Origin of the sequence: Lentzea kentuckyensis, assembly GCF_002150765.1 — a bacterium.
In the GTDB taxonomy this organism is placed as follows: domain Bacteria; phylum Actinomycetota; class Actinomycetes; order Mycobacteriales; family Pseudonocardiaceae; genus Lentzea; species Lentzea kentuckyensis.
In genome coordinates, this window is the sequence record NZ_MUYM01000091.1 from 17,856 (window position 1) to 35,964 (window position 18,109).

The window sequence follows — 18,109 nt, forward strand, 5'->3', positions numbered from 1 at the left end:
CGGAAACACCAGAGCGGTCAGTCGCGGGACTTGTCGCGCGACTCCTTCTCCACCACGCGCTCGAGCTCGGACATGTCCGGGGTGAGGAGGTCGTCGGCCGTGCGGGCCAGGACCTCTTCCTCGGTCGCCCGGAGTTCGGCCTCGGCCTCGCGGGCGTCCTCGGCCTCCTTCAGGCGCTTGTCGGCCCGGCGGACCGCCCAGACCGTGGCGACCAGTGCGACGGCCATCAGCGGGTAGCCCATGCCGAGGCGGGCCACGGCCAGCCAGCCGACCTGGTCCTCCTCGTAGAGCCAGCGCTGCACCACGAAGCGGGCGAAGAAGACCAGGGCCCAGACGAAGGTCGCGATGTCGTAGTCGCGGACCGTGGCCTTGTCGGAGCGCCAGGAGCGGTCGCGGCCGTTGAGGAACGTCCAGATCACGCCGGCCAGGGGCCAGCGCAGGATGATCGAGAGCAGGAAGGCGCCGCCGTAGACGACGCTCTGCCAGATGCCGAAGAGGAAGAAGCCCTTGGCCTCGCCCGTCTTGTAGGCGATGAACGCCGCGATGCCCACGCCGAACACGGCGGAGATGGCGGGTTGGATGGTGCCCTTGCGGACCGCCAGGACCACGCCGATCACGACGGCGGCGGCGAGCGCGCTGATGATCGCGGCCATCAGGTTCTTGGTGGCGAAGTTGACGATGACGAAGACGACGACGGGCAGCGACGAGTAGAGCATTCCGCTCACGCCGCCCATCTGCTCGAGGACGGTGGGCTGCTTTTCTTCGGTCTCAGCTGAGGTCATGAAGCGTTCTGCAACTCGTAATAGGGGTTGTAGAGCACCTTGCGCCCGTCGCGCACGGCGATGCGGCCACGAGCCTTGATCGTCCGACCAGGTTCGATGCCCGCGATGCGACGGCGGCCGAGCCAGACGAGGGTCACGCCCTCGGTGCCGTCGTAGAGCTCCGCTTCCAGGGTGGCGGCCGCGTCCCGGGGGCAGAGCTCCACGCTGCGCAGCCTGCCGAGGACGGTGACCTCCTCACCGGACTTGCAGTCGCAGGCCTTCACCGCGCCGACGGCCTCCGCTTTTCGCGAGAGGTCGTCCGCGTCGAGCTCGGTGACGTCACTGGTCAAGCGACGCACCAAGCGGCGCCAATAGCCGCTCATCCCCGACTCCTGCATTGCTCAAGTGGCCCCGTGGTGTGGACCGTCTGAGAGTGAGGGTACGCACGAGGGCCGACAATCTCGGGTGTGCCTGTCGAGACCGTCCTCCTCCTGCCCGGAACCGCCTCTGACGAGGTTTTTGTCCGTTCCGTGTTCGCCGCACCGTTGTCGCAGGTCGGCGCCGTTCTCACCGCTCCACGCGTTCGCACACTCAGTGAACGGTTGACAGCCCTCGAAAATGCCTCGGCAAGCCACCCGATCGTGGTGGGTGGCGTCTCACTCGGCGCGCACGTCGCGGCGAGGTGGGCGGCCCGCAATCCGGGCAGGTGCGCAGGACTGATCCTCGCGCTGCCCGCGTGGACCGGCGACCCCGGCGACGCACCCGCGGCACTGGCCGCGCGGGCCAGCGCGGAGATCGTCATGAACCACGGCCTCGACACGGCTCTCGAAGGCACCACCGGCTGGCTGCGCGACGAGCTGACCAGGGCCTGGCGTGCTTACGGGGACCAGCTCGTGCCGCACCTCGAAGAAGCCGCCACGTCGCCGGCACCCACCCTCGACGAGCTGAAGAGCCTCAACGTGCCCACGGGGATCGTCGGGTGCACCGACGACCCGGTGCACCCGATCGAAATCGCTGAACAGTGGGCGGAAGCGATCCCACGCGCCGTGCTGACGACAACGACGCTCAACGCCTACCCGCACGCGCTGGGGCGTGCGGTGCAGGCGTGGCGAGAAGCGCGCCAGGAGAGGTGATCAGCCCTGCTGCTGGATGTGCCGGGCGATCGCTTCCGGCAGTTCGACCGGCAGCGGGGTGCGGGGCGGCATCGGCTGCTCACCGCGCACGACCACGGTGCCGCGCAGCATCTCCCGCAGCGCCGCGGAGTTCTGCGCGAAGTGCTCCTCGGGACCGGCGGCGACACCGCGCAGCATCCAGCGCGGCCCGTCGACGCCGACGAAGAGGATCTGCACGCCCTGGTTGCGCGCGGTGATCTCCTCGCCCCACTCGCCGTTCTCGCGGTTGATGCGAGCGCCGTCCTCCTTGAGGCCCTCGATCAGCTCGGCGCCGACCTCCCGCCAGAGGCCGCCGGACTTCGGCGCGGCGAACGCGCTGACCGTCAGCTGCCCGACGGACGTGAGGACGTGCACCGCGCGCACGGAACCGCTCTGCTGGTCCATCTCGACCTGCAGCTGGGCCTCCGCCGGCATCGGCAGCAGCACCGAGCCCAGGTCGAGCCGGTCCACGTCGTCCCGGGGCGCCACCGTCGAGTCCCACGGACCGTCGACGTCCTCGAACTCCTCTTCGAGCTCCGGGCCGGTCTCGACCGCTCCGGTGGCGTGACGACCGCGCTTGCGGCGCCTTCCGAACATGCCCCTACCCCTCCGCCTTCATCCGGGCGAGCACCACGTGCCCGCCGGTCGAGCCATAGCCTCCCGCACCGCGCTCCGTTTCCGGCAACTCGGTGACCTCCCGGAACACCGCGTGCTCGACGCGTTGCACGACGAGCTGCGCGATCCGGTCACCGCGCGACAGCACGATCGGCTCACGGAGATCATGGTTCACGAGGCAAACGCGAATCTCACCGCGGTAGCCGGAGTCGATCGTGCCGGGCGTGTTGACCACGCTCAGCCCGACCCGCGCGGCCAGTCCGGAACGGGGATGCACGAACCCGGCGAACCCCGCCGGGAGCGCGATCGCGACACCGGTGCCGACCACGGCGCGCTCGCCTGGTGGAATGACCACGTCCGACGTGGTGACCAGATCGGCGCCCGCGTCGCCGGGACGGGCGTAGGCGGGCACGGGAACCCCCGGATCGAGCCGGGTCAGCAACACCTCGACGCTGGACACGGCGGCCGAGATTACCCTGACGACGTGAGTGAGACTGCCGTGACCGCCACTACGACCTTCCGCGAACGCCTGTACGTGACGTGGTGGATCTGGCCGCTGCCGCTGCTGGCGGCCGGGCTGCTGGCCGCCGAGGTGCACATGGGCTTCCCCGGTGTGCGGTCCTGGCTGCCGTACGTGATCCTGCTGCCGCTGACGATCGTGCTGATCGTGCGGATGGGGTCCACCAAGGTCGAGGTGGCCGACGGCGAGCTGCGCGCCGGCGAGGCCCACATCCCCCTCGCGCTGCTGGGCGAGGTCGAGATCATCGCCCAGCAGGACCGGCGCAAGACCATGGGCCCGCACCTCGACCCGGCGGCGTACGTCGTGCACCGGGGCTGGGTCAAGCCGCTCGTGCGGGTGCGCGTGACCGACCCCGAGGACCCGACGCCCTACTGGATCATCAGCACGCGGCACCCGGAAGAGCTCGCCGCCGCGATCAAGTCCTGAGCCGGACGGCCGGAAAACACAACTGGGCGCCACCCGTGCGGGTGAGCGCCCAGTTTTCTCGGCGGACGTGGTCAGGCCCGAAAATCAGGCCCTCTGAATCAGGCGCAGTCGCGGCAGATGTACACACCGCCGTTGTCCTCGGCAAGCCTGCTGCGGTGGTGCACCAGGAAGCACTTCGAGCACGTGAACTCGTCGGCCTGCTTGGGCAGGACCTTGAACGTGAGCTCCTCGCCGGACAGATCGGCGCCGGGCAGCTCGAAGTTCTCCGCGCTCGCGTCCTCGTCGACGTCGACGACGCCGGACTGCGTCTCGTTCCGCCGGGCCTTCAACTCCTCGAGGGAGTCCTCAGCGAGTTCGTCCGCCTCGCTGCGACGCGGCGCGTCGTAGTCGGTCGCCATCTTCTTCACCCCTGCGGTATACGGAGACTGTTCGTGTCGCTGGTTAACGCTCCAGCGACCTCTTTTGTGCCCCACGTCAAGGTGACGTAGGTCTCTCACACCCGAGTGTCAAGCCAACCCCCTTGACGTGACCGTCGGCTTGATCCACATGTGTGCGGAGCGCGCAGAGGGTAGCTCATTGCCCGAGTGACTCGACATCGGGTTACCCCTTACCGACCGGACGGGTGACACAACCTTTCTACGCTGGACCGATACCCTGAGCGGGAGCACGTGAACCCTGGCGTGCAACCTGGCGCCGGGCCGGTACCGTCCTGACTGTGAGCAATCAGGCCGGTGCTTTGGGTCACGCCCGTCGGGGCGCGCGACAGCCAGGCAAGGCCTAGGCTGATCACAGGGGACGGAACACGGGGAGGGCTTCGGACGTGGGACCCGCATCGGGAAGTTTGACGCCCTACAAGCGGCGTCGGCCCGTACCCGCGCTCGTCCTGTTCGCGGTGCTGTTGGTCAGTTCCGTGTTCGTGTGGGTGAAGGTGCTCGGCAACGCCGGCGACGTGGACGCCGCCATCAAGTGCAACCCGCCCGGTCACGTCCAGCCGTCGGAGACCGCCGCGGCCGACGCGGTGGCGAACCCGGCCGGCACGCCGACCGCGCCACCGCCCGCCCTGGGCACCGTGCTCGAACACGACGCGCTCGACCGCACGAACCCGGTGCCGGTCGGCGAGGTCAACTTCAAGGTCGTCAACGCCTCGACGCAGCGCAACCACGCCAAGACCGTGGCGACGCAGTTCGCCGACCTGGGCCTGAAGCAGGCCGCCGACCCCGGCAACGACCTGATCTACCCCGCCGGCGACATGAACTGCCGCGGTCAGATCCGCTTCGGCGCGCCCGGCTCGCAGGCGGCCAGGACGTTGTCGCTGCTGGAGCCCTGCCTGGAACTCGTGCGAGACGACCGCCAGGACGCGACCGTCGACATCGCCGTCGGCAAGAAGTTCGACGAGGTCAAGCCGAACGCCGACGCCCGCAAGGTGCTCGACCAGCTCAAGGAGTGGGCCGAGCAGCAGCCGGAGCAGCAGGGCGGCCAGGTCGCCGCGGCCGCTCCGCCCACCCTGAACGCGGACAACCTGGCCGCCGCCCGTGACGTCACCTGCAGCTGACGCCACTCGCGCGAACTCGTCAACCTGCTCTCAACGTTGACAGGACAGACGCCCGTCCACATTGACTGAATCAACGTCGATGTTGATTCAGTCAATGTGGACGTTGATTCAGACCTTGCCGAACCCCGACTCGACGAGCGCGCCGTACATGGCGTCGGCGATGCCCGGCGCCGCCGCGAACGTCGCGTCCTCCCCCAGTTCGGGCGACGACCCCGGCAACCGCACCACGGCGCCGGCCTCGGCGGCGATCAGCCCGCCGGCCGCCCAGTCCCAGCGGCCCAGCCCGTGCTCGGCGTAAGCGTCGAGCCGGCCGGCAGCCACCGAGCAGAGGTCCAGCGAAGCGGCACCCGCCCGCCGCAGGTCGCGCACGCGCGTCGCCATCAGCGCCCACGCGTCGGCCTGACGCTGACGGCGCTCCGGCCGGTACGCGAACCCGTACCCCAGCAGGGACAGCGACAGGTCCGTGGTGGCGGACACGTGCAACGGCTCGCCGTCCAGGAAGGCGCCGTGGCCACGCGCGGCGGTCCACACGCGGCCGGTCGCCGGCTCCACCACGGCGCCCGCGACGGACTCGCCGTCGAGTTGCGCCGCGATCGACACCGAGTACCAGGGAATGCCGTAGAGGTAGTTGACGGTGCCGTCGATCGGGTCGACGACCCACGTCAGTCCCTCGACGACCGCGTCACCGTCGAGCCCGCCCTCCTCCTCACCGAGGACCGGTTCACCGGGGCGCAACTCGGACAGACGCGTCCGGACGAGTTGTTCTGAGGCGCGGTCCGCGGCCGTCACCACGTCGGTTGAAGTGCTCTTGGTGTCGAACGACACGACGGCGGAAGCACGCATGCGCTGAACAAGTGCGCCCGCCTCCCGTCCGATGGCCGTCGCGATGTCGACGAGTGGCCTGGGATCGAACACGACCGGTTCCCTCCTGCGTCACTAGCACGGGACTATCGGACAACGTCAGGCTAATGTCTGCGCACCACGGTTACTGAATCGAAGCCAGCAGGATCGAGTAGGAAGGACCACGGGGAATGGGCATCACCCGCGGGTTCGGTGTGGACATCGGCGGCTCCGGCGTCAAGGGCGGCCTGGTCGACCTCGAAGCAGGAGCACTGGACGGCGAACGCCTGCGCATCCCCACGCCTCAGCCCTCGACGCCGGAAGCGGTCGCGGAGGTCGTCGCCGAGATCGTCGAGAAGTTCCAGTGGGACGGACCGGTCGGCGTCACGCTGCCGTGCGTGGTCAAGCACGGTGTGGCCCTCAGCGCCGCGAACGTGGACAAGGGCTGGATCAACTGCGACGCGCAGAAGCTGTTCGCCGAGCGCCTCAAGCGCAAGCCCGAGGACATCGTCGTGATGAACGACGCGGACGCGGCCGGCATCGCGGAGATGTCGTTCGGCGCGGGCGTCGGCAAGGACGGGACCGTGGTGCTGCTGACGTTCGGCACGGGCATCGGCAGCGCGGTGTTCCTCGACGGCAAGCTCGTCCCGAACACCGAGTTCGGCCACCTCCAGGTCGACGGGCACGACGCGGAGAAGCGCGCGGCCGCCTCGGTGAAGGAGGACAAGGGCCTGTCCTGGGAGGAATGGACGCCTCGGGTGACGCGCTACATCAACGTGCTCGAGGACCTCATCTGGCCCGACCTGATCATCGCCGGCGGCGGTGTGAGCAAGAAGGCGCAGAAGTGGTTGCCGCTGCTCGAGGTTCGTACCGAGGTCGTCGCGGCGGCGCTCAAGAACGACGCCGGCATCGTCGGCGCCGCGTGGGCGGCCGCGCACGGCATCAGGCCCTGAGCACGGACACCGCGACCATTCGACACCGAAACGTGTCCGACTCGCCTTACTCGATCTAGCTGCGAGAACGCAGGTGAGAGCGCCCCGAACCACCTCGGGGCGCAACACCGCGTCACCGACGTCGTTACAATGGAACGCACACCCGCCAAGCAAGATCGGCGGGGAGATCCCCTGAACTCTGGCGACCGAGGTTTCGCGCCCTCTGGTTTGCCTTGAACGACCGTCGCGAAAGGGCGTACGTGGCAGCCGCAGAAATCGCATCCCGACGCTCCAGCTCCGCCGCGAGCGCCGCCAAGACGAGCAAGGCGACCGCGGCCGGCGAGGCCGAGGAGAAGCCGAAGCGCAAGACGACCGCGACGGCCGCGGCCAAGAAGCCCGCCGCCGCAGCCGCCAAGGGCGCGCGCAAGCCGGCCACGAAGGCCGCTCCCGCCAAGGGCGCGACGACCAAGAAGGCCGACGGCGACGAGCCGGACGACATGGAAGGCGCTCCCGGCGCCGAGGACTTGGTCGAGGACGTCGAAATCGTCGACGAGCCCGTCGTGGACGAGCCCGAGGAGGCGGAGGACCCCAAGAACGAGGGCGACTTCGTCTGGGACGAGGAGGAGTCCGAGGCCCTGCGCCAGGCGCGCAAGGACGCGGAGCTCACCGCCTCGGCCGACTCCGTCCGCGCCTACCTCAAGCAGATCGGCAAGGTCGCCCTCCTCAACGCCGAGGAGGAGGTCGAGCTCGCCAAGCGCATCGAGGCGGGCCTGTACGCCGCCGAGCGCGTGCGCCGTTCCGAGGAGGAGCAGGAGAAGCTCACCCCGCAGCTGCGCCGCGACCTCCGCTGGATCGTCCGCGACGGCGAGCGTGCCAAGAACCACCTGCTCGAGGCGAACCTCCGCCTCGTCGTGTCGCTGGCCAAGCGCTACACCGGCCGCGGCATGGCGTTCCTGGACCTGATCCAGGAGGGCAACCTGGGTCTGATCCGCGCCGTCGAGAAGTTCGACTACACCAAGGGCTACAAGTTCTCCACGTACGCCACCTGGTGGATCCGGCAGGCGATCACCCGCGCCATGGCCGACCAGGCCCGCACCATCCGCATCCCGGTGCACATGGTCGAGGTCATCAACAAGCTGGGTCGCATCCAGCGCGAGCTGCTCCAGGACCTGGGCCGCGAGCCCACCCCGGAAGAGCTCGCCAAGGAAATGGACATCACGCCCGAGAAGGTGCTGGAGATCCAGCAGTACGCGCGTGAACCCATCTCGCTGGACCAGACGATCGGCGACGAGGGCGACAGCCAGCTCGGCGACTTCATCGAGGACTCCGAGGCAGTCGTCGCCGTCGACGCGGTCTCGTTCACGCTGCTTCAGGACCAGCTCCAGTCCGTGCTCGCGACGCTGTCCGAGCGCGAGGCGGGCGTCGTTCGGCTGCGGTTCGGCCTCACCGACGGCCAGCCGCGCACGCTGGACGAGATCGGCCAGGTCTACGGCGTCACGCGTGAGCGCATCCGCCAGATCGAGTCCAAGACGATGTCGAAGCTGCGTCACCCGTCGCGCTCGCAGGTGCTGCGCGACTACCTCGACTAGGTCTCACTCAGGCATACGCACACAGCCCCGCACCGGTTCGGTGCGGGGCTGTTGTGTTTTAGCGCGTGTGTTTTCCCACGTGTGTTTTCATGCGCCGTGATCGACGACCTGCGCGCCTGCCTCTCCCGCAACGAGGTTCTGGTCGAAGTCCTGCGGTCTCGACTGGGACGCCGAGACGAGATGATCCAGGGCGGTGAACGGGCCTTCGCCAGACTGCCCTCGGTCGTCGGTCGTCGAGATTCGCAACGAGGCACGTGTGCACCTCTGGTACTAGGACTCCATCGGTGTCCCCTGCGTGGGCATCCAGCTCGAGGACAACGACCGGTGGCACGTGTACGCACCGCACGGCCTCGCCGACGTGTTCGACCTCGTCGTGCGTCCCAACCCCCCTCCCCTGGCCGTGACCAGGCGTGATCGAACGCATGCAAAAGATGAGTACCCATGTACTCATGTGCCACCTATGCATCCGCGACAGCATCAGTGTGTGGCTGTGCCGGAGGGGTGCACAGGGACAGTTCCGGACATCGGAACGAGGGGGCAGGAAACATGGGCAGGTCAGTACTCGAAGGGGCTTTCTCGCTGCTCGACAAGCTGATGGACGAGGGTGAGCTGGGGCTCACGCAACTCGCCGACCGCTGCGAGATGCCGAAGACGACGGTGCACCGCCTTCTGGACCAGATGGAGGTGCTCGGCGCGGTGGAGAACGTGCGCGGCCGCTACCGCATCGGCGCGCAGATGTTCCGGCTCGGGCAGGCGTGGGAGCCGGCTCCCGGCATTCTGCGGGTCGCCCGGCAGCCGCTCAGGGCGTTGTCCGCGACGATCAGGACGTCGACGATTCTCGCGGTGCCACGGCGTGACCGGGTGCTCGTCGCCGCGGCGAGCATCGTGCGGGCCGAGGACGTGGCCCGGTTGCGTCCCGGGGCGACGGTGCCGGCGGGCATGGAGTTCGTCAGCGCTCCGGTGCGCACGCCGTCCAGCAGTGTCATCGGCACCGTCTCCGCGGTGCTCGACAACGGCCGCAGCGCCACCGCTCTGAGGGAGGCGGTGGGGCACGCCGCACGGGCGATCAGCGCGGCCCTCGCGAGCTGATCGAAAAGCGTTCGGCCGGGAGGTTGATCACGGTGCCGCGTCCGAATCGTGGGACGTTCGTGACCTGTTCGCTGCGGGCGGACAAGGGCAACCGATATCACACTCCCGGTCGCACGCAACCGACCGAACGGCCTTAACTTGTTGCTCCACCAGCGGGTTTCCGGTTGCGCAGAGTGCCTGTCAAGACGGTGAACCGGTGGCGAACACATGTGTAATCCTGCTGCAGCCGGGTAAATCGCATAGTGACGCGAGTCGCCACGCACACGGGAACACTGACTATCGCGAGAACGTCTGTCAGAGTGGAGCCAGCGAGCACCGCGCACCAAGCCAGGGGCGCCGTGGTCGCAGCTTGGTAAGAGGGCACCGGAACACTTCGTTCCGATGCTGGGACGGAGGGAGATTCATCATGACCGCAGCACTCACCCGCCCCGAGTTGACCGCTGCCGACCGCTGCGACCGCTGCGGGGCTGCTGCCCAGGTTCGCGCCTTGCTCCCGTCCGGGGGCGAGCTGCTGTTCTGCGGGCACCACGCTCGCGCGCACAGTGAGAAGTTGCGCGAACTCGCTGCTGAGATTCAGCAGGGCTGACTTCCACCCCACCTAGCCGCTCGGGGCGGAGATCCGGATGGATCTCCGCCCCCTTCGCTTTTCCGGAGCGTTTCTAGATGGTGTCGAGGACCGGCTCGAACGCCAGCTCGGCCGCGCCGATCAGCTTCGCGTCCCGGCCCAGCGGTGACGTCACGACCTGGGTCCCGCCGACCGCGCGCGACACCAGGCTGCGCCGCTGCACCGCGGAGCTCACCGCTTCGACGATGGAGTCCGGCAGCGCCGTGTAGAGATCGCCCAGCACGACCAGTTCCGGGCCGAGCACGTTGACGATGTTCGCGAGCCCCAGTCCCAGCCAGCCGGCGAACTCCGTGAGCGCCGCCGGGTCGTCCAGCGCCCGCAGCGTCGCGACGACGGCGCCGCGCGGGGCGTCGTCCGGCAGGCCCAGCGCCCGGCACAGCGCCGGTTCGCCGACCTCGGTCTCCCAGCAACCGTCACAACCGCAGTAGCAGCGCCGGCCAGCCGGGTTGACCACCATGTGCCCCAGCTCGCCGACGTAGCCACCGGTGCCGCGCAACGGTTGCCCGGACAGGATCACTCCCCCGCCGACACCGACGTCCGCGGAGATGTAGACCATGTCCGACGACGACTGGGCCGCGCCGCGCACGTGTTCGGCCAGCGCGCCGAGCTCCGCGTCGTTGCCGACCTGGACCGGCAGCTTCAGCACCGCCTCCAGGCGTTTGCCGAGTGCCACGTCCGTCCAGTGCAGGTTCGGCGCCTCGTGCACGTGGCCGTCGGCCCGCCGCACGACGCCGGGCACGGACACGCCGACCCCGACCGCGGTGACGTCGAGGTCTTCTGCCATGAGGCGCGCCGACTCGACGATGTGCGTGATCACCTCGCCCGGATCACGCGTCCGGTGCAGGTTCCAGCTGTCCCGGCCGAGGATCTCCCCGCCGAGGCCGACGAACCCCATCGCCACGTGCTCCACCCGCACGTCGATCGCCACGACGACAGCGGCGTGCGGCTGGGGCAGGACCAGAAGCGACGGGCGGCCCGCTCCGCTGCGCAGAGCGGGCACGCGTTCGGCGACCACACCGGCTTCGGCGAGGCCGTCCACCAGGGCCTTGATCGTGCTGCGGTTGAGCCCGAGCTCAGCCGCGAGCGACGCCCTGGTGGACGGTCCGTCGACGTGCAGGCGACGCAGCAGCGCCGTCCTGTTGTGCCTGCGGATCTCGTCGGGACGGGTGCCGGAGGTAGGTCCAGTCACCTCGTCAGCGAGCCACGTTGGCCGCCCGGCGGCGGGACAACGCGTCGACGCTCGCGGCGAGCAGCAGGACCAGGCCGGTCACCATGAACACGACGGCAGCGGGCTGCTTGAGCAGGCCCATGCCGTTCTGGATGATCGCGAGCACCGCGCCACCGATGACCGCGTCGCGCAGCCGGCCCTTGCCACCGAACAGCGACGTACCACCGATGACGGCTGCGCCGACCGACAGCAGCAGGGTGTTGCCGCCACCGGCGTTGGGGTCGACCGAGCCGACCTTCGACGAGTACACGATCGCGCCGATCGCGGCCGCGGAGGACGCGATCACGAACACGCTCATCCGGATGCGCTCGACGTTGATACCGGCGCGGCGCGCCGCTTCCTTGTTGCCGCCGACGGCGTAGATGTGCCGGCCGTAGCTGGTGCGGTCGAGCACGAACGTGCCGATCACGAGCAGGACGAGCACCAGCGGCACCACGTACGGCACGCCCTGGATCACCACGAGGTTGCTCGGCGCCCGGTTGATCGAGAGCGCGTAGGTGATGACCGCGGCCAGCAACGCGAGCGCGCCGATCTTGGCCAGCACGAGCGACGTCGGCTGGGCCACGAGTCCCTTGCGCAGCCGGGAGAAGTGCCGCGTGAGCACGACCGCCGCGTAACCGCCGACGGAGATGGCGAACAGCGCCCAGGAGCCCACGAAGTTCAGGTTTCCGTTGGCGACGTTGAAGATCGTGTCGTCACGCAGGCCGAGCGTGCCGCCCTGACCGATGAACTGCAGCACCACACCGTTCCAGACGAGGAACAGCGCGAGGGTCACGACGAACGACGGGATGCCGACCCTGGCGACCAGGAAGCCGGTGATGCAGCCGATGGCCGCGCCGACGCAGACCGCGAGCAGCATCTCCAGCCAGGCGTTCGCCGGGATGCCGACCGCGGCGATGACCAGCGCGACGGCCGAGAGCGCCGTGCCCGCCCAGACCTTCATCAGCGCCGAGAGCACGATCGCGAGCACCAGCAGGCCGCAGAACACGTAGAACACCGTGTCGCCCATGCCGCCGAGCAGGTTGCCGTTGTGGATCAGGTGCAACGCCATCACCGACGCCGTCACGCCGGACGCGGTACCGGCGGACAGGTCGATCTCGCCCAGCAACAGCACGAACACCAGGCCCATCGCGATGATGGTGATGCTGGCGCCCTGCTGGAGCAGGTTGGCGAGGTTGCCGAGCGTGAAGAACGTGTCGGCCAAGGAGCTGAACACGATGAGCAGCACGACGAGCCCGAGCAACGCGGGCAACGAGCCGAGCTCGCCGCCGCGCACCCTGGCCCAGTAGTCGCGGACGGCCTCGCCCGTCGACTGGGACGTCGTGTCGATGCCGAAGTCGGAGATGGCGCCCTGCGGAGCTTCCTGCTCGGGCGTCTCGGTGGTCTTGGTCATGCTCGCCTCTTCGGAACTCATCAGATCGTCGCCGCCTCGGGGCGGGCGATGCCCAGGTCACCGGAACGACCGGCGGTGATCAACTCGACCACCTGGCCGTGCGTGACGTCCTTGGATCCCACGACGGCGGCCATGCGGCCGAGGTAGAGGCACGCGATCTTGTCGGCGACCTCGAACACGTCGTTCATGTTGTGGCTGATCAGGACGACCCCCAGGCCCTGCTCCGCGAGCCGGCGGACCAGGTCGAGCACCTGCCGCGTCTGGGCGACGCCGAGTGCGGCGGTGGGCTCGTCGAGCAGCACGACCTTGCTGTTCCACAGCACGGCCTTGGCGATCGCCACGGTCTGGCGTTGACCACCGGACAGCGACGCGACCTGCGTGCGGACCGACTTGACCGTGCGCACCGAAAGCGAGGCCAGCGTCTTGCGCGCCGCCTGTTCCATGTCGGTCTCGTCGAGCAGGCCACCCTTGGTGCGCTCGCGGCCGAGGAACATGTTCTGGACGATGTCGAGGTTGTCGGCCAGCGCGAGGTCCTGGTAGACGACCTCGATCCCGAGCTCCGCGGCGTCGCGCGGGCCCTTGATGTGGGTTGGCTGGCCCTCGAACAGGACCTCGCCCGAATCGGTCGGGTGGATGCCCGCGATGCACTTGACCAGCGTCGACTTGCCCGCGCCGTTGTCGCCGACGAGTGCGGTCACCTCGCCGGGGTTGACGGTGAGGTCGATGTCGTGCAGGACGTGCACGGGACCGAAGCTCTTGTTGATGCCGCGCAGCTCGAGAATCGGCTCGCTCACTGGGGTTCCTCCGTGATTACCACGCGCCGAGGCGGGGTGCGCAGGTCCGCACCCCGCCTTGACGCAAGCGGTCCTACTTGATGCCGAGCTGGTCGCAGGCAGCCTTGGTGTCGGCCACACAGATGTCCGCGGCCTTGACGAAGGCGGCGTCCACAACGGACTTGACCTTGTCCTTGGTGATCAGCTGAGCCGTCAGCAGGACGGACTTGACGTCGCGGTTGCCCTTGTCGTCCTTCGTCTTGCCGGTCGCGAGAGCGTCGGCGGCAGCGGTGTCACCCTTGGCGAGAGCGGCGGCCAGCTTGGCGGCGGCCTCGGCCTCGTCCTTGATGGGCTTGAAGACGGTCATGTACTGGTCACCGCGGAGCACGGCCTGCAGACCGTCCGGGGTGGCGTCCTGACCGGTGACCGGCACCTTGCCGTTCAGGCCGACCTTCTTCAGCACCGTGATCACGGCACCGGCGAGGCCGTCGTTCGCGGCGACGACGCCGTCGACCTTGCCGGCGTTGCTGGTCAGGATCTGCTCGAAGACCTGACCACCCTTCTGGTTGTCCCAGTTGTCGATCGGCTGGGACTGGACCAGCTTGAGCTTGCCGGAGTCGTAGAGCGGCTGCAGGACCTTCTTCTGGCCCTGGGCGAAGAGCGTCGCGTTGTTGTCCGTCGGCGCGCCCTCGATCTCGATGACGTTGGCGCCCTGCGGCTTCTCCTTCATCGCGTCCGCGAAGCCCTGGCCCTGCAGCTCGCCGACCTTCACGTTGTCGAACGACACGTAGTAGGACGAGGAGCCGCCGGTGTTCAGGCGGTCGTAGTCGATGACCTGGATGCCCTGGGCCTGTGCCTTCTTGGCGACGGAGGCGCCGACCTCGCTGTTGGGCGTGGCGATGATCAGGACCTTGACGCCGGCGTTGATCATGCCGTCGGCCAGGGTGCTGAACTTCTGGACGTCGCCCTGAGCGTTCTGGATGTCGGGGACGAGCCCCTCCTTCTCCAGCGCGGCCTTGAGGAGCGGCTTGTCGAAGCCCTCCCAGCGAGCGGAGGAGGCGGTCTCAGGAAGGATCACGCCGACCTTCGCGCCATTGCCGCTGCCAGAGTTCGATTCAGTGCTTCCTCCGGTGTTGGAGGACGTGTTGGCGCCGCACGCCGAGACCGCCAGGGCGAGGCCCGCGGTAACAGCGATGGAAGCGAGAGTCTTGCTGCGCATCCGCCATCCCTTTCACTGCGCTGTGTCACAGAGAATGTTGTGGCGCACAACGTATGCCCGACATATGCGTGACCGGAACCACACTGGATCGATTAAGTCGCAACGATGCGGTAACCCTGGCGTCATTTGGTCACTCAGAGTTGTGAGAGCGTAACCACGGCGCTACCACGCTTGCGACCATTCGGCGCACCGCGTCCGCAGACGGCCTGGACTCGCGATCGGCGAAGAGCAGATGCCCGGTGCCGATGAGCATCGGTGCGACGCCCTCGACGTCGAGAGCACCGACGCGCCCCAGGTCGCGCTCCTTCTCCAGGTAGTTCTGGATCATGATCGCGGCCTCGGTCAGCACCGGCACGCCGGCGGGCCAGGTCTCGCGCAACCGTCTGCGCAGGTCGTCCCGGAACGTCACGAGGGCGACGATCGCGACGGCGACCGACTCGAAGACGGCGGTGATCGCTTCGGCGAGGTTGCCGACGACGGTGCCGGTGCCCGCCGCTTCGAGAAGCGCCTTCGCCCGCGCGTCCATCTTGTCGACGCGGTCCAGCACGAACTCCGCGAGGAACGCGTCGAAGTCGTCGAAATGCCGGTGCAGGACACCCTTGGCAACGCCCGCCTCGGTCGTCACCGCACGACTGGTGAGGGCACTCGCCCCGCCTTCGAGCAGGAGGCGATCCGCAGCGCCGAACAGCTGTTCGCGCACGTCGCGCAAGTGCACACCAGTAGGCACGCCGAAATTCTCCTTGCCACGAGTGGGCGCTTGCCCACTATGGTGGGCGCATGCCCACTTTAGATGATGAGACCGCCAAGCGCCTCGGCGAGAAGCTCGCGGGTTCCTTCGGCGCGGAGGCCGCCCGCTACGACCGCACTCGTCCGCCTTACCCCGACGCGCTGGTCCAGCGCATCGTCGAGGCGAGCCCGGGCCCGCGCGTCGTCGACGTCGGCTGCGGCACCGGCACGCTGTCCCGCCAGCTGAAGGCCGCCGGACTCGACGTTCTCGGCGTCGAGCACGACGAGCTCATGGCCGACTTCGCCCGCGCGACGGGCGTGCCGGTGGAAGTGTCGAAGTTCGAGGCCTGGGAGGCGGCCGGACGGGAGTACGACGCCGTCGTCGCCGGGCAGTCGTGGCACTGGGTCGACCCCGAGGCCGGACCGCGCAAGGTGGCCCAGGTGCTGCGGCCGGGCGGCGTGTTCGTCGCGCTGTGGCACGTGTTCTCGACGCCGGACCCGATCTCGGCCGCCCTCGCCGACGTCTTCGGGAGGGTGGCGCCGGACGCGCCGATCCGAGTCGGCCACACCCGTGCGGAGTCGATCGAGTTCTATCGGGCGGGATGCGCCCGGACCGCCGAGGTGTTCGTCGGCACCGGCGAGTTCTCCGCCCCCGCCCAGTGGAACGCGACCTGGGACCACGACTACACAGCCGCCGAGTACTGCGACCTGATCCTCACCATGAGCCCGATGGCCCTGCTCACCAGCGAGCAGGTCACCGAGGTGCTGAACTGCGCCACCGACGCCGTCGACGCGGCCGGCGGCAGCTTCACGTCGAACTACGAGACGCTCGCGGTCGCGGTCACCCGTAACTGATATATCGGATATCGGCTCACCAGGACCGCAGGGTCGCGATCCGTTCTTCGAGCTGCTCGATGGTGGCCATCGCCGTGGGCGGGCCACCGCAGTACTCACGCAGCTGGTTGTGAATCTTGCCGTGCGGCTTCTTCGTGCGGTGGTGGTGCATCGCGACGAGGGTGTTGAGCTCCTTGCGCAGTGACGTGAGGCGCTCCTGCACACCGACCGGCCTGGCCTCCCGCACGGCGACCTCGGGCTTGGGGCGCTTGGCCGCGGAGGCCATCTGCTCTTCCTGGCGCTGCAGCAACAGGGTGCGCACCTGGTCGGGTTCGAGGAGGCCGGGCAGGCCGAGGTACTCCTGCTCCTCCTCGGAGCCCGCGTGGGTCGGGGCACCGAACGACGAGCCGTCGAAGATCACCTGGTCGAGCTCGGCCGTGGTGCCCAGGGCGGTGAAGGCGCGTTCGTCCTCGCCGGGTTCGTCCTTGGCCTGGTTGGCCGCGGCCATGAGCTCGTCGTCCCAGCCGTCCTTCTCGCGGTGCGGCTTGCCCAGGACGTGGTCGCGCTCGGCCTCCAGTTCGGACGCGAGCTGCAGCAGCACCGGCACCGACGGCAGGAACACGGTGGCGGTCTCGCCGGGCTTCCGGTTGCGCACGAACCGCCCGACGGCCTGGGCGAAGAACAACGGGGTCGACGACGACGTGGCGTACACGCCGACCGCGAGCCGCGGCACGTCGACGCCCTCGGACACCATGCGGACCGCGATCATCCAGCGCTCGTTCGTCGCGGAGAACTCCGCGATCTTGCCGGACGCCTTCGGGTCGTCGGAGAGGACGAGCGTGGGGATCTGGCCCGTGACGCGCTGCAGCACCTGCGCGTAGGCCTTCGCCACGGTCTGGTCGGTGGCGATCACCAGGCCACCCGCGTCCGGCAGGCCGTTCTCCCGCTTCTGGGTGAGCCTCTGGTCGGCGGCGCGCAGCACGGACGCCATCCAGTCGCCGGCCGGGTCCAGCGCCGTGCGCCACGCCCGCGCGGTCTGTTCCTGGGTCAGCGGTTCGCCCAGGCGTGCGGTGTACTCCTCGCCCGCGCTGGTCCGCCACGACGCCTCACCCGAGTACGCCAGGAACAGCACGGGCCGGACGACGCCGTCGCGCAACGCGTCGGAGTACCCGTAGGTGTGATCCGCCTTCGAGGTTTTGAAGCCGCCGTTGCTCTCCTCGTACTGCACGAACGGGATCGGCGAGTCGTCCGAGCGGAACGGCGTGCCGGTGAGGCAGAGGCGGCGGGTGGCGGGCGTGAACGCCTCACGGATCGCGTCACCCCACGACTTGGCGTCGCCGCCGTGGTGCACCTCGTCGAGCAGCACCAGCGTCTTGCGGTTCTCCGTGCGCACCCTGTGCAGCGTCGGATGGGCGGCGACCTGCGCGTACGTCACGGCCACGCCGTGGTAGTCGCGGGAGGTCATCGCGTTGGTGTTGCGGAAGTTCGAGTCGATGTGGATGCCCTGCTCGGCGGCGGCCTTCGCCCACTGGTGCTTGAGGTGCTCGGTGGGCGTGACGATCGTGACGGCCTCGATCGTCCGGTCGGCCAGCAGTTCGGCGGCCACCCGCAGCCCGAAGGTCGTCTTGCCCGCGCCCGGCGTCGCGACGGCGAGGAAGTCCTGCGGCTTGGCGGCGAGGTACTTGGTCAGCGCGCGGCGCTGCCAGGCCCGCAGCGGTCGCATTGCTGCTGTCGCTGTCACAGACGTGTTTCTCCTCATTTGTGCAGGTCAGACATAGTTGTGCCCTCAGGCAGACCGTGGCCGAGGGCAACGAGAGCCTACCTGTTCCGGGCGTC

At 68.8% G+C, this 18,109-nt stretch carries 21 protein-coding genes; 9 read left to right on the plus strand and 12 right to left on the minus strand.

Annotation, left to right across the window (positions count from 1 at the left end; all coding sequences use genetic code 11):
* Positions 1 to 17: 17 nt before the first annotated feature.
* Together B0F77_RS35640 and B0F77_RS35645 are read right to left on the minus strand one after the other, a co-directional pair.
* Complete coding sequence (locus tag B0F77_RS35640; protein WP_086667442.1) at positions 18 to 782, minus strand: DUF3159 domain-containing protein; 765 nt, start codon at positions 780 to 782, stop codon at positions 18 to 20.
* The gene (locus B0F77_RS35645) at positions 779 to 1,159 is read right to left on the minus strand and encodes an OB-fold nucleic acid binding domain-containing protein (protein ID WP_030474780.1); all 381 of its coding nucleotides are present in this window, start codon (positions 1,157 to 1,159) and stop codon (positions 779 to 781) included. The genes B0F77_RS35640 and B0F77_RS35645 overlap by 4 nt, the downstream gene beginning before the upstream one ends.
* Positions 1,160 to 1,228: 69 nt before the next feature.
* On the opposite strand from B0F77_RS35645, the gene B0F77_RS35650 reads away from it, so the two are divergent.
* The gene (locus B0F77_RS35650; RefSeq protein ID WP_086667443.1) at positions 1,229 to 1,894 is read left to right on the plus strand and encodes an alpha/beta fold hydrolase; all 666 of its coding nucleotides are present in this window, start codon (positions 1,229 to 1,231) and stop codon (positions 1,892 to 1,894) included.
* Here B0F77_RS35650 and B0F77_RS35655 read toward each other — a convergent pair whose 3' ends face one another.
* On the minus strand, positions 1,895 to 2,509 hold the full coding sequence (locus tag B0F77_RS35655) for a DUF3710 domain-containing protein (protein ID WP_086667444.1): 615 nt from the start codon (positions 2,507 to 2,509) through the stop codon (positions 1,895 to 1,897).
* A gap of 4 nt (positions 2,510 to 2,513) precedes the next feature.
* The gene (gene dut / locus B0F77_RS35660) at positions 2,514 to 2,987 is read right to left on the minus strand and encodes a dUTP diphosphatase (protein WP_086667445.1); all 474 of its coding nucleotides are present in this window, start codon (positions 2,985 to 2,987) and stop codon (positions 2,514 to 2,516) included.
* Positions 2,988 to 3,011: 24 nt separating this feature from the next.
* Here dut and B0F77_RS35665 point away from each other — a divergent pair, with 24 nt between their 5' ends.
* Positions 3,012 to 3,473, plus strand: a complete 462-nt coding sequence (locus B0F77_RS35665; RefSeq protein WP_245849077.1) for a DUF3093 domain-containing protein — start codon at positions 3,012 to 3,014, stop codon at positions 3,471 to 3,473.
* A gap of 98 nt (positions 3,474 to 3,571) precedes the next feature.
* Here the strand turns inward: B0F77_RS35665 and B0F77_RS35670 are convergent, their stop codons facing one another.
* On the minus strand, positions 3,572 to 3,871 hold the full coding sequence (locus B0F77_RS35670) for a DUF4193 domain-containing protein (RefSeq protein WP_086667480.1): 300 nt from the start codon (positions 3,869 to 3,871) through the stop codon (positions 3,572 to 3,574).
* Between the two features lie 422 nt (positions 3,872 to 4,293).
* On the opposite strand from B0F77_RS35670, the gene cei reads away from it, so the two are divergent.
* Positions 4,294 to 5,025 (plus strand): envelope integrity protein Cei, encoded by a 732-nt coding sequence (gene cei, locus B0F77_RS35675; protein WP_086667447.1) that lies wholly within the window; start codon positions 4,294 to 4,296, stop codon positions 5,023 to 5,025.
* 108 nt (positions 5,026 to 5,133) lie between these two features.
* Here the strand turns inward: cei and B0F77_RS35680 are convergent, their stop codons facing one another.
* Positions 5,134 to 5,940: an inositol monophosphatase family protein gene (locus tag B0F77_RS35680; protein ID WP_086667448.1), complete on the minus strand. Its 807-nt coding sequence runs from the start codon at positions 5,938 to 5,940 to the stop codon at positions 5,134 to 5,136.
* Positions 5,941 to 6,056: 116 nt separating this feature from the next.
* Between B0F77_RS35680 and ppgK the strand changes: the two genes are divergently transcribed.
* The 5 genes from ppgK to B0F77_RS35700 all read left to right on the plus strand — a co-directional run bounded on the left by ppgK (position 6,057) and on the right by B0F77_RS35700 (position 10,061).
* Positions 6,057 to 6,818: a polyphosphate--glucose phosphotransferase gene (ppgK, locus tag B0F77_RS35685; protein ID WP_086667449.1), complete on the plus strand. Its 762-nt coding sequence runs from the start codon at positions 6,057 to 6,059 to the stop codon at positions 6,816 to 6,818.
* A 239-nt stretch (positions 6,819 to 7,057) separates the two neighbouring features.
* Positions 7,058 to 8,386 carry an RNA polymerase sigma factor gene (locus tag B0F77_RS35690; RefSeq protein WP_086667450.1) on the plus strand — a complete coding sequence of 443 codons (1,329 nt, stop codon included), beginning with the start codon at positions 7,058 to 7,060 and terminating at the stop codon, positions 8,384 to 8,386.
* 295 nt (positions 8,387 to 8,681) lie between these two features.
* The gene (locus B0F77_RS47350) at positions 8,682 to 8,981 is read left to right on the plus strand and encodes a nucleotidyltransferase family protein (RefSeq protein ID WP_281252582.1); all 300 of its coding nucleotides are present in this window, start codon (positions 8,682 to 8,684) and stop codon (positions 8,979 to 8,981) included.
* Positions 8,933 to 9,475 carry a helix-turn-helix domain-containing protein gene (locus B0F77_RS35695; protein ID WP_158102917.1) on the plus strand — a complete coding sequence of 181 codons (543 nt, stop codon included), beginning with the start codon at positions 8,933 to 8,935 and terminating at the stop codon, positions 9,473 to 9,475. Before B0F77_RS47350 ends, B0F77_RS35695 begins: the two co-directional genes overlap by 49 nt.
* Positions 9,476 to 9,881: 406 nt before the next feature.
* On the plus strand, positions 9,882 to 10,061 hold the full coding sequence (locus B0F77_RS35700) for a DUF7455 domain-containing protein (protein WP_231642793.1): 180 nt from the start codon (positions 9,882 to 9,884) through the stop codon (positions 10,059 to 10,061).
* Between the two features lie 73 nt (positions 10,062 to 10,134).
* On the opposite strand, the gene B0F77_RS35705 is transcribed toward B0F77_RS35700, so the two are convergent.
* From B0F77_RS35705 to B0F77_RS35725, 5 genes are all read right to left on the minus strand, one after another.
* Positions 10,135 to 11,289, minus strand: coding sequence for an ROK family transcriptional regulator (locus tag B0F77_RS35705; protein ID WP_086667452.1), 1,155 nt, complete (start codon positions 11,287 to 11,289; stop codon positions 10,135 to 10,137).
* Positions 11,290 to 11,293: 4 nt separating this feature from the next.
* Positions 11,294 to 12,721, minus strand: a complete 1,428-nt coding sequence (locus tag B0F77_RS35710) for a sugar ABC transporter permease (protein WP_086667481.1) — start codon at positions 12,719 to 12,721, stop codon at positions 11,294 to 11,296.
* A 20-nt stretch (positions 12,722 to 12,741) separates the two neighbouring features.
* A complete protein-coding gene (locus B0F77_RS35715; protein WP_086667453.1) occupies positions 12,742 to 13,515 on the minus strand; it encodes an ATP-binding cassette domain-containing protein in 774 nt (257 codons plus the stop codon).
* 73 nt (positions 13,516 to 13,588) lie between these two features.
* The gene (locus B0F77_RS35720) at positions 13,589 to 14,713 is read right to left on the minus strand and encodes a sugar ABC transporter substrate-binding protein (RefSeq protein WP_086667454.1); all 1,125 of its coding nucleotides are present in this window, start codon (positions 14,711 to 14,713) and stop codon (positions 13,589 to 13,591) included.
* Between the two features lie 130 nt (positions 14,714 to 14,843).
* On the minus strand, positions 14,844 to 15,440 hold the full coding sequence (locus B0F77_RS35725) for a TetR/AcrR family transcriptional regulator (protein WP_086667455.1): 597 nt from the start codon (positions 15,438 to 15,440) through the stop codon (positions 14,844 to 14,846).
* Between the two features lie 50 nt (positions 15,441 to 15,490).
* Here B0F77_RS35725 and B0F77_RS35730 point away from each other — a divergent pair, with 50 nt between their 5' ends.
* Entirely contained in the window at positions 15,491 to 16,294 is an 804-nt protein-coding gene (locus tag B0F77_RS35730; protein WP_086667456.1) for a class I SAM-dependent methyltransferase, read from the plus strand.
* 16 nt (positions 16,295 to 16,310) lie between these two features.
* Here the strand turns inward: B0F77_RS35730 and B0F77_RS35735 are convergent, their stop codons facing one another.
* A complete protein-coding gene (locus B0F77_RS35735; protein ID WP_242642750.1) occupies positions 16,311 to 17,996 on the minus strand; it encodes a DEAD/DEAH box helicase in 1,686 nt (561 codons plus the stop codon).
* Positions 17,997 to 18,109 lie beyond the last annotated feature (113 nt).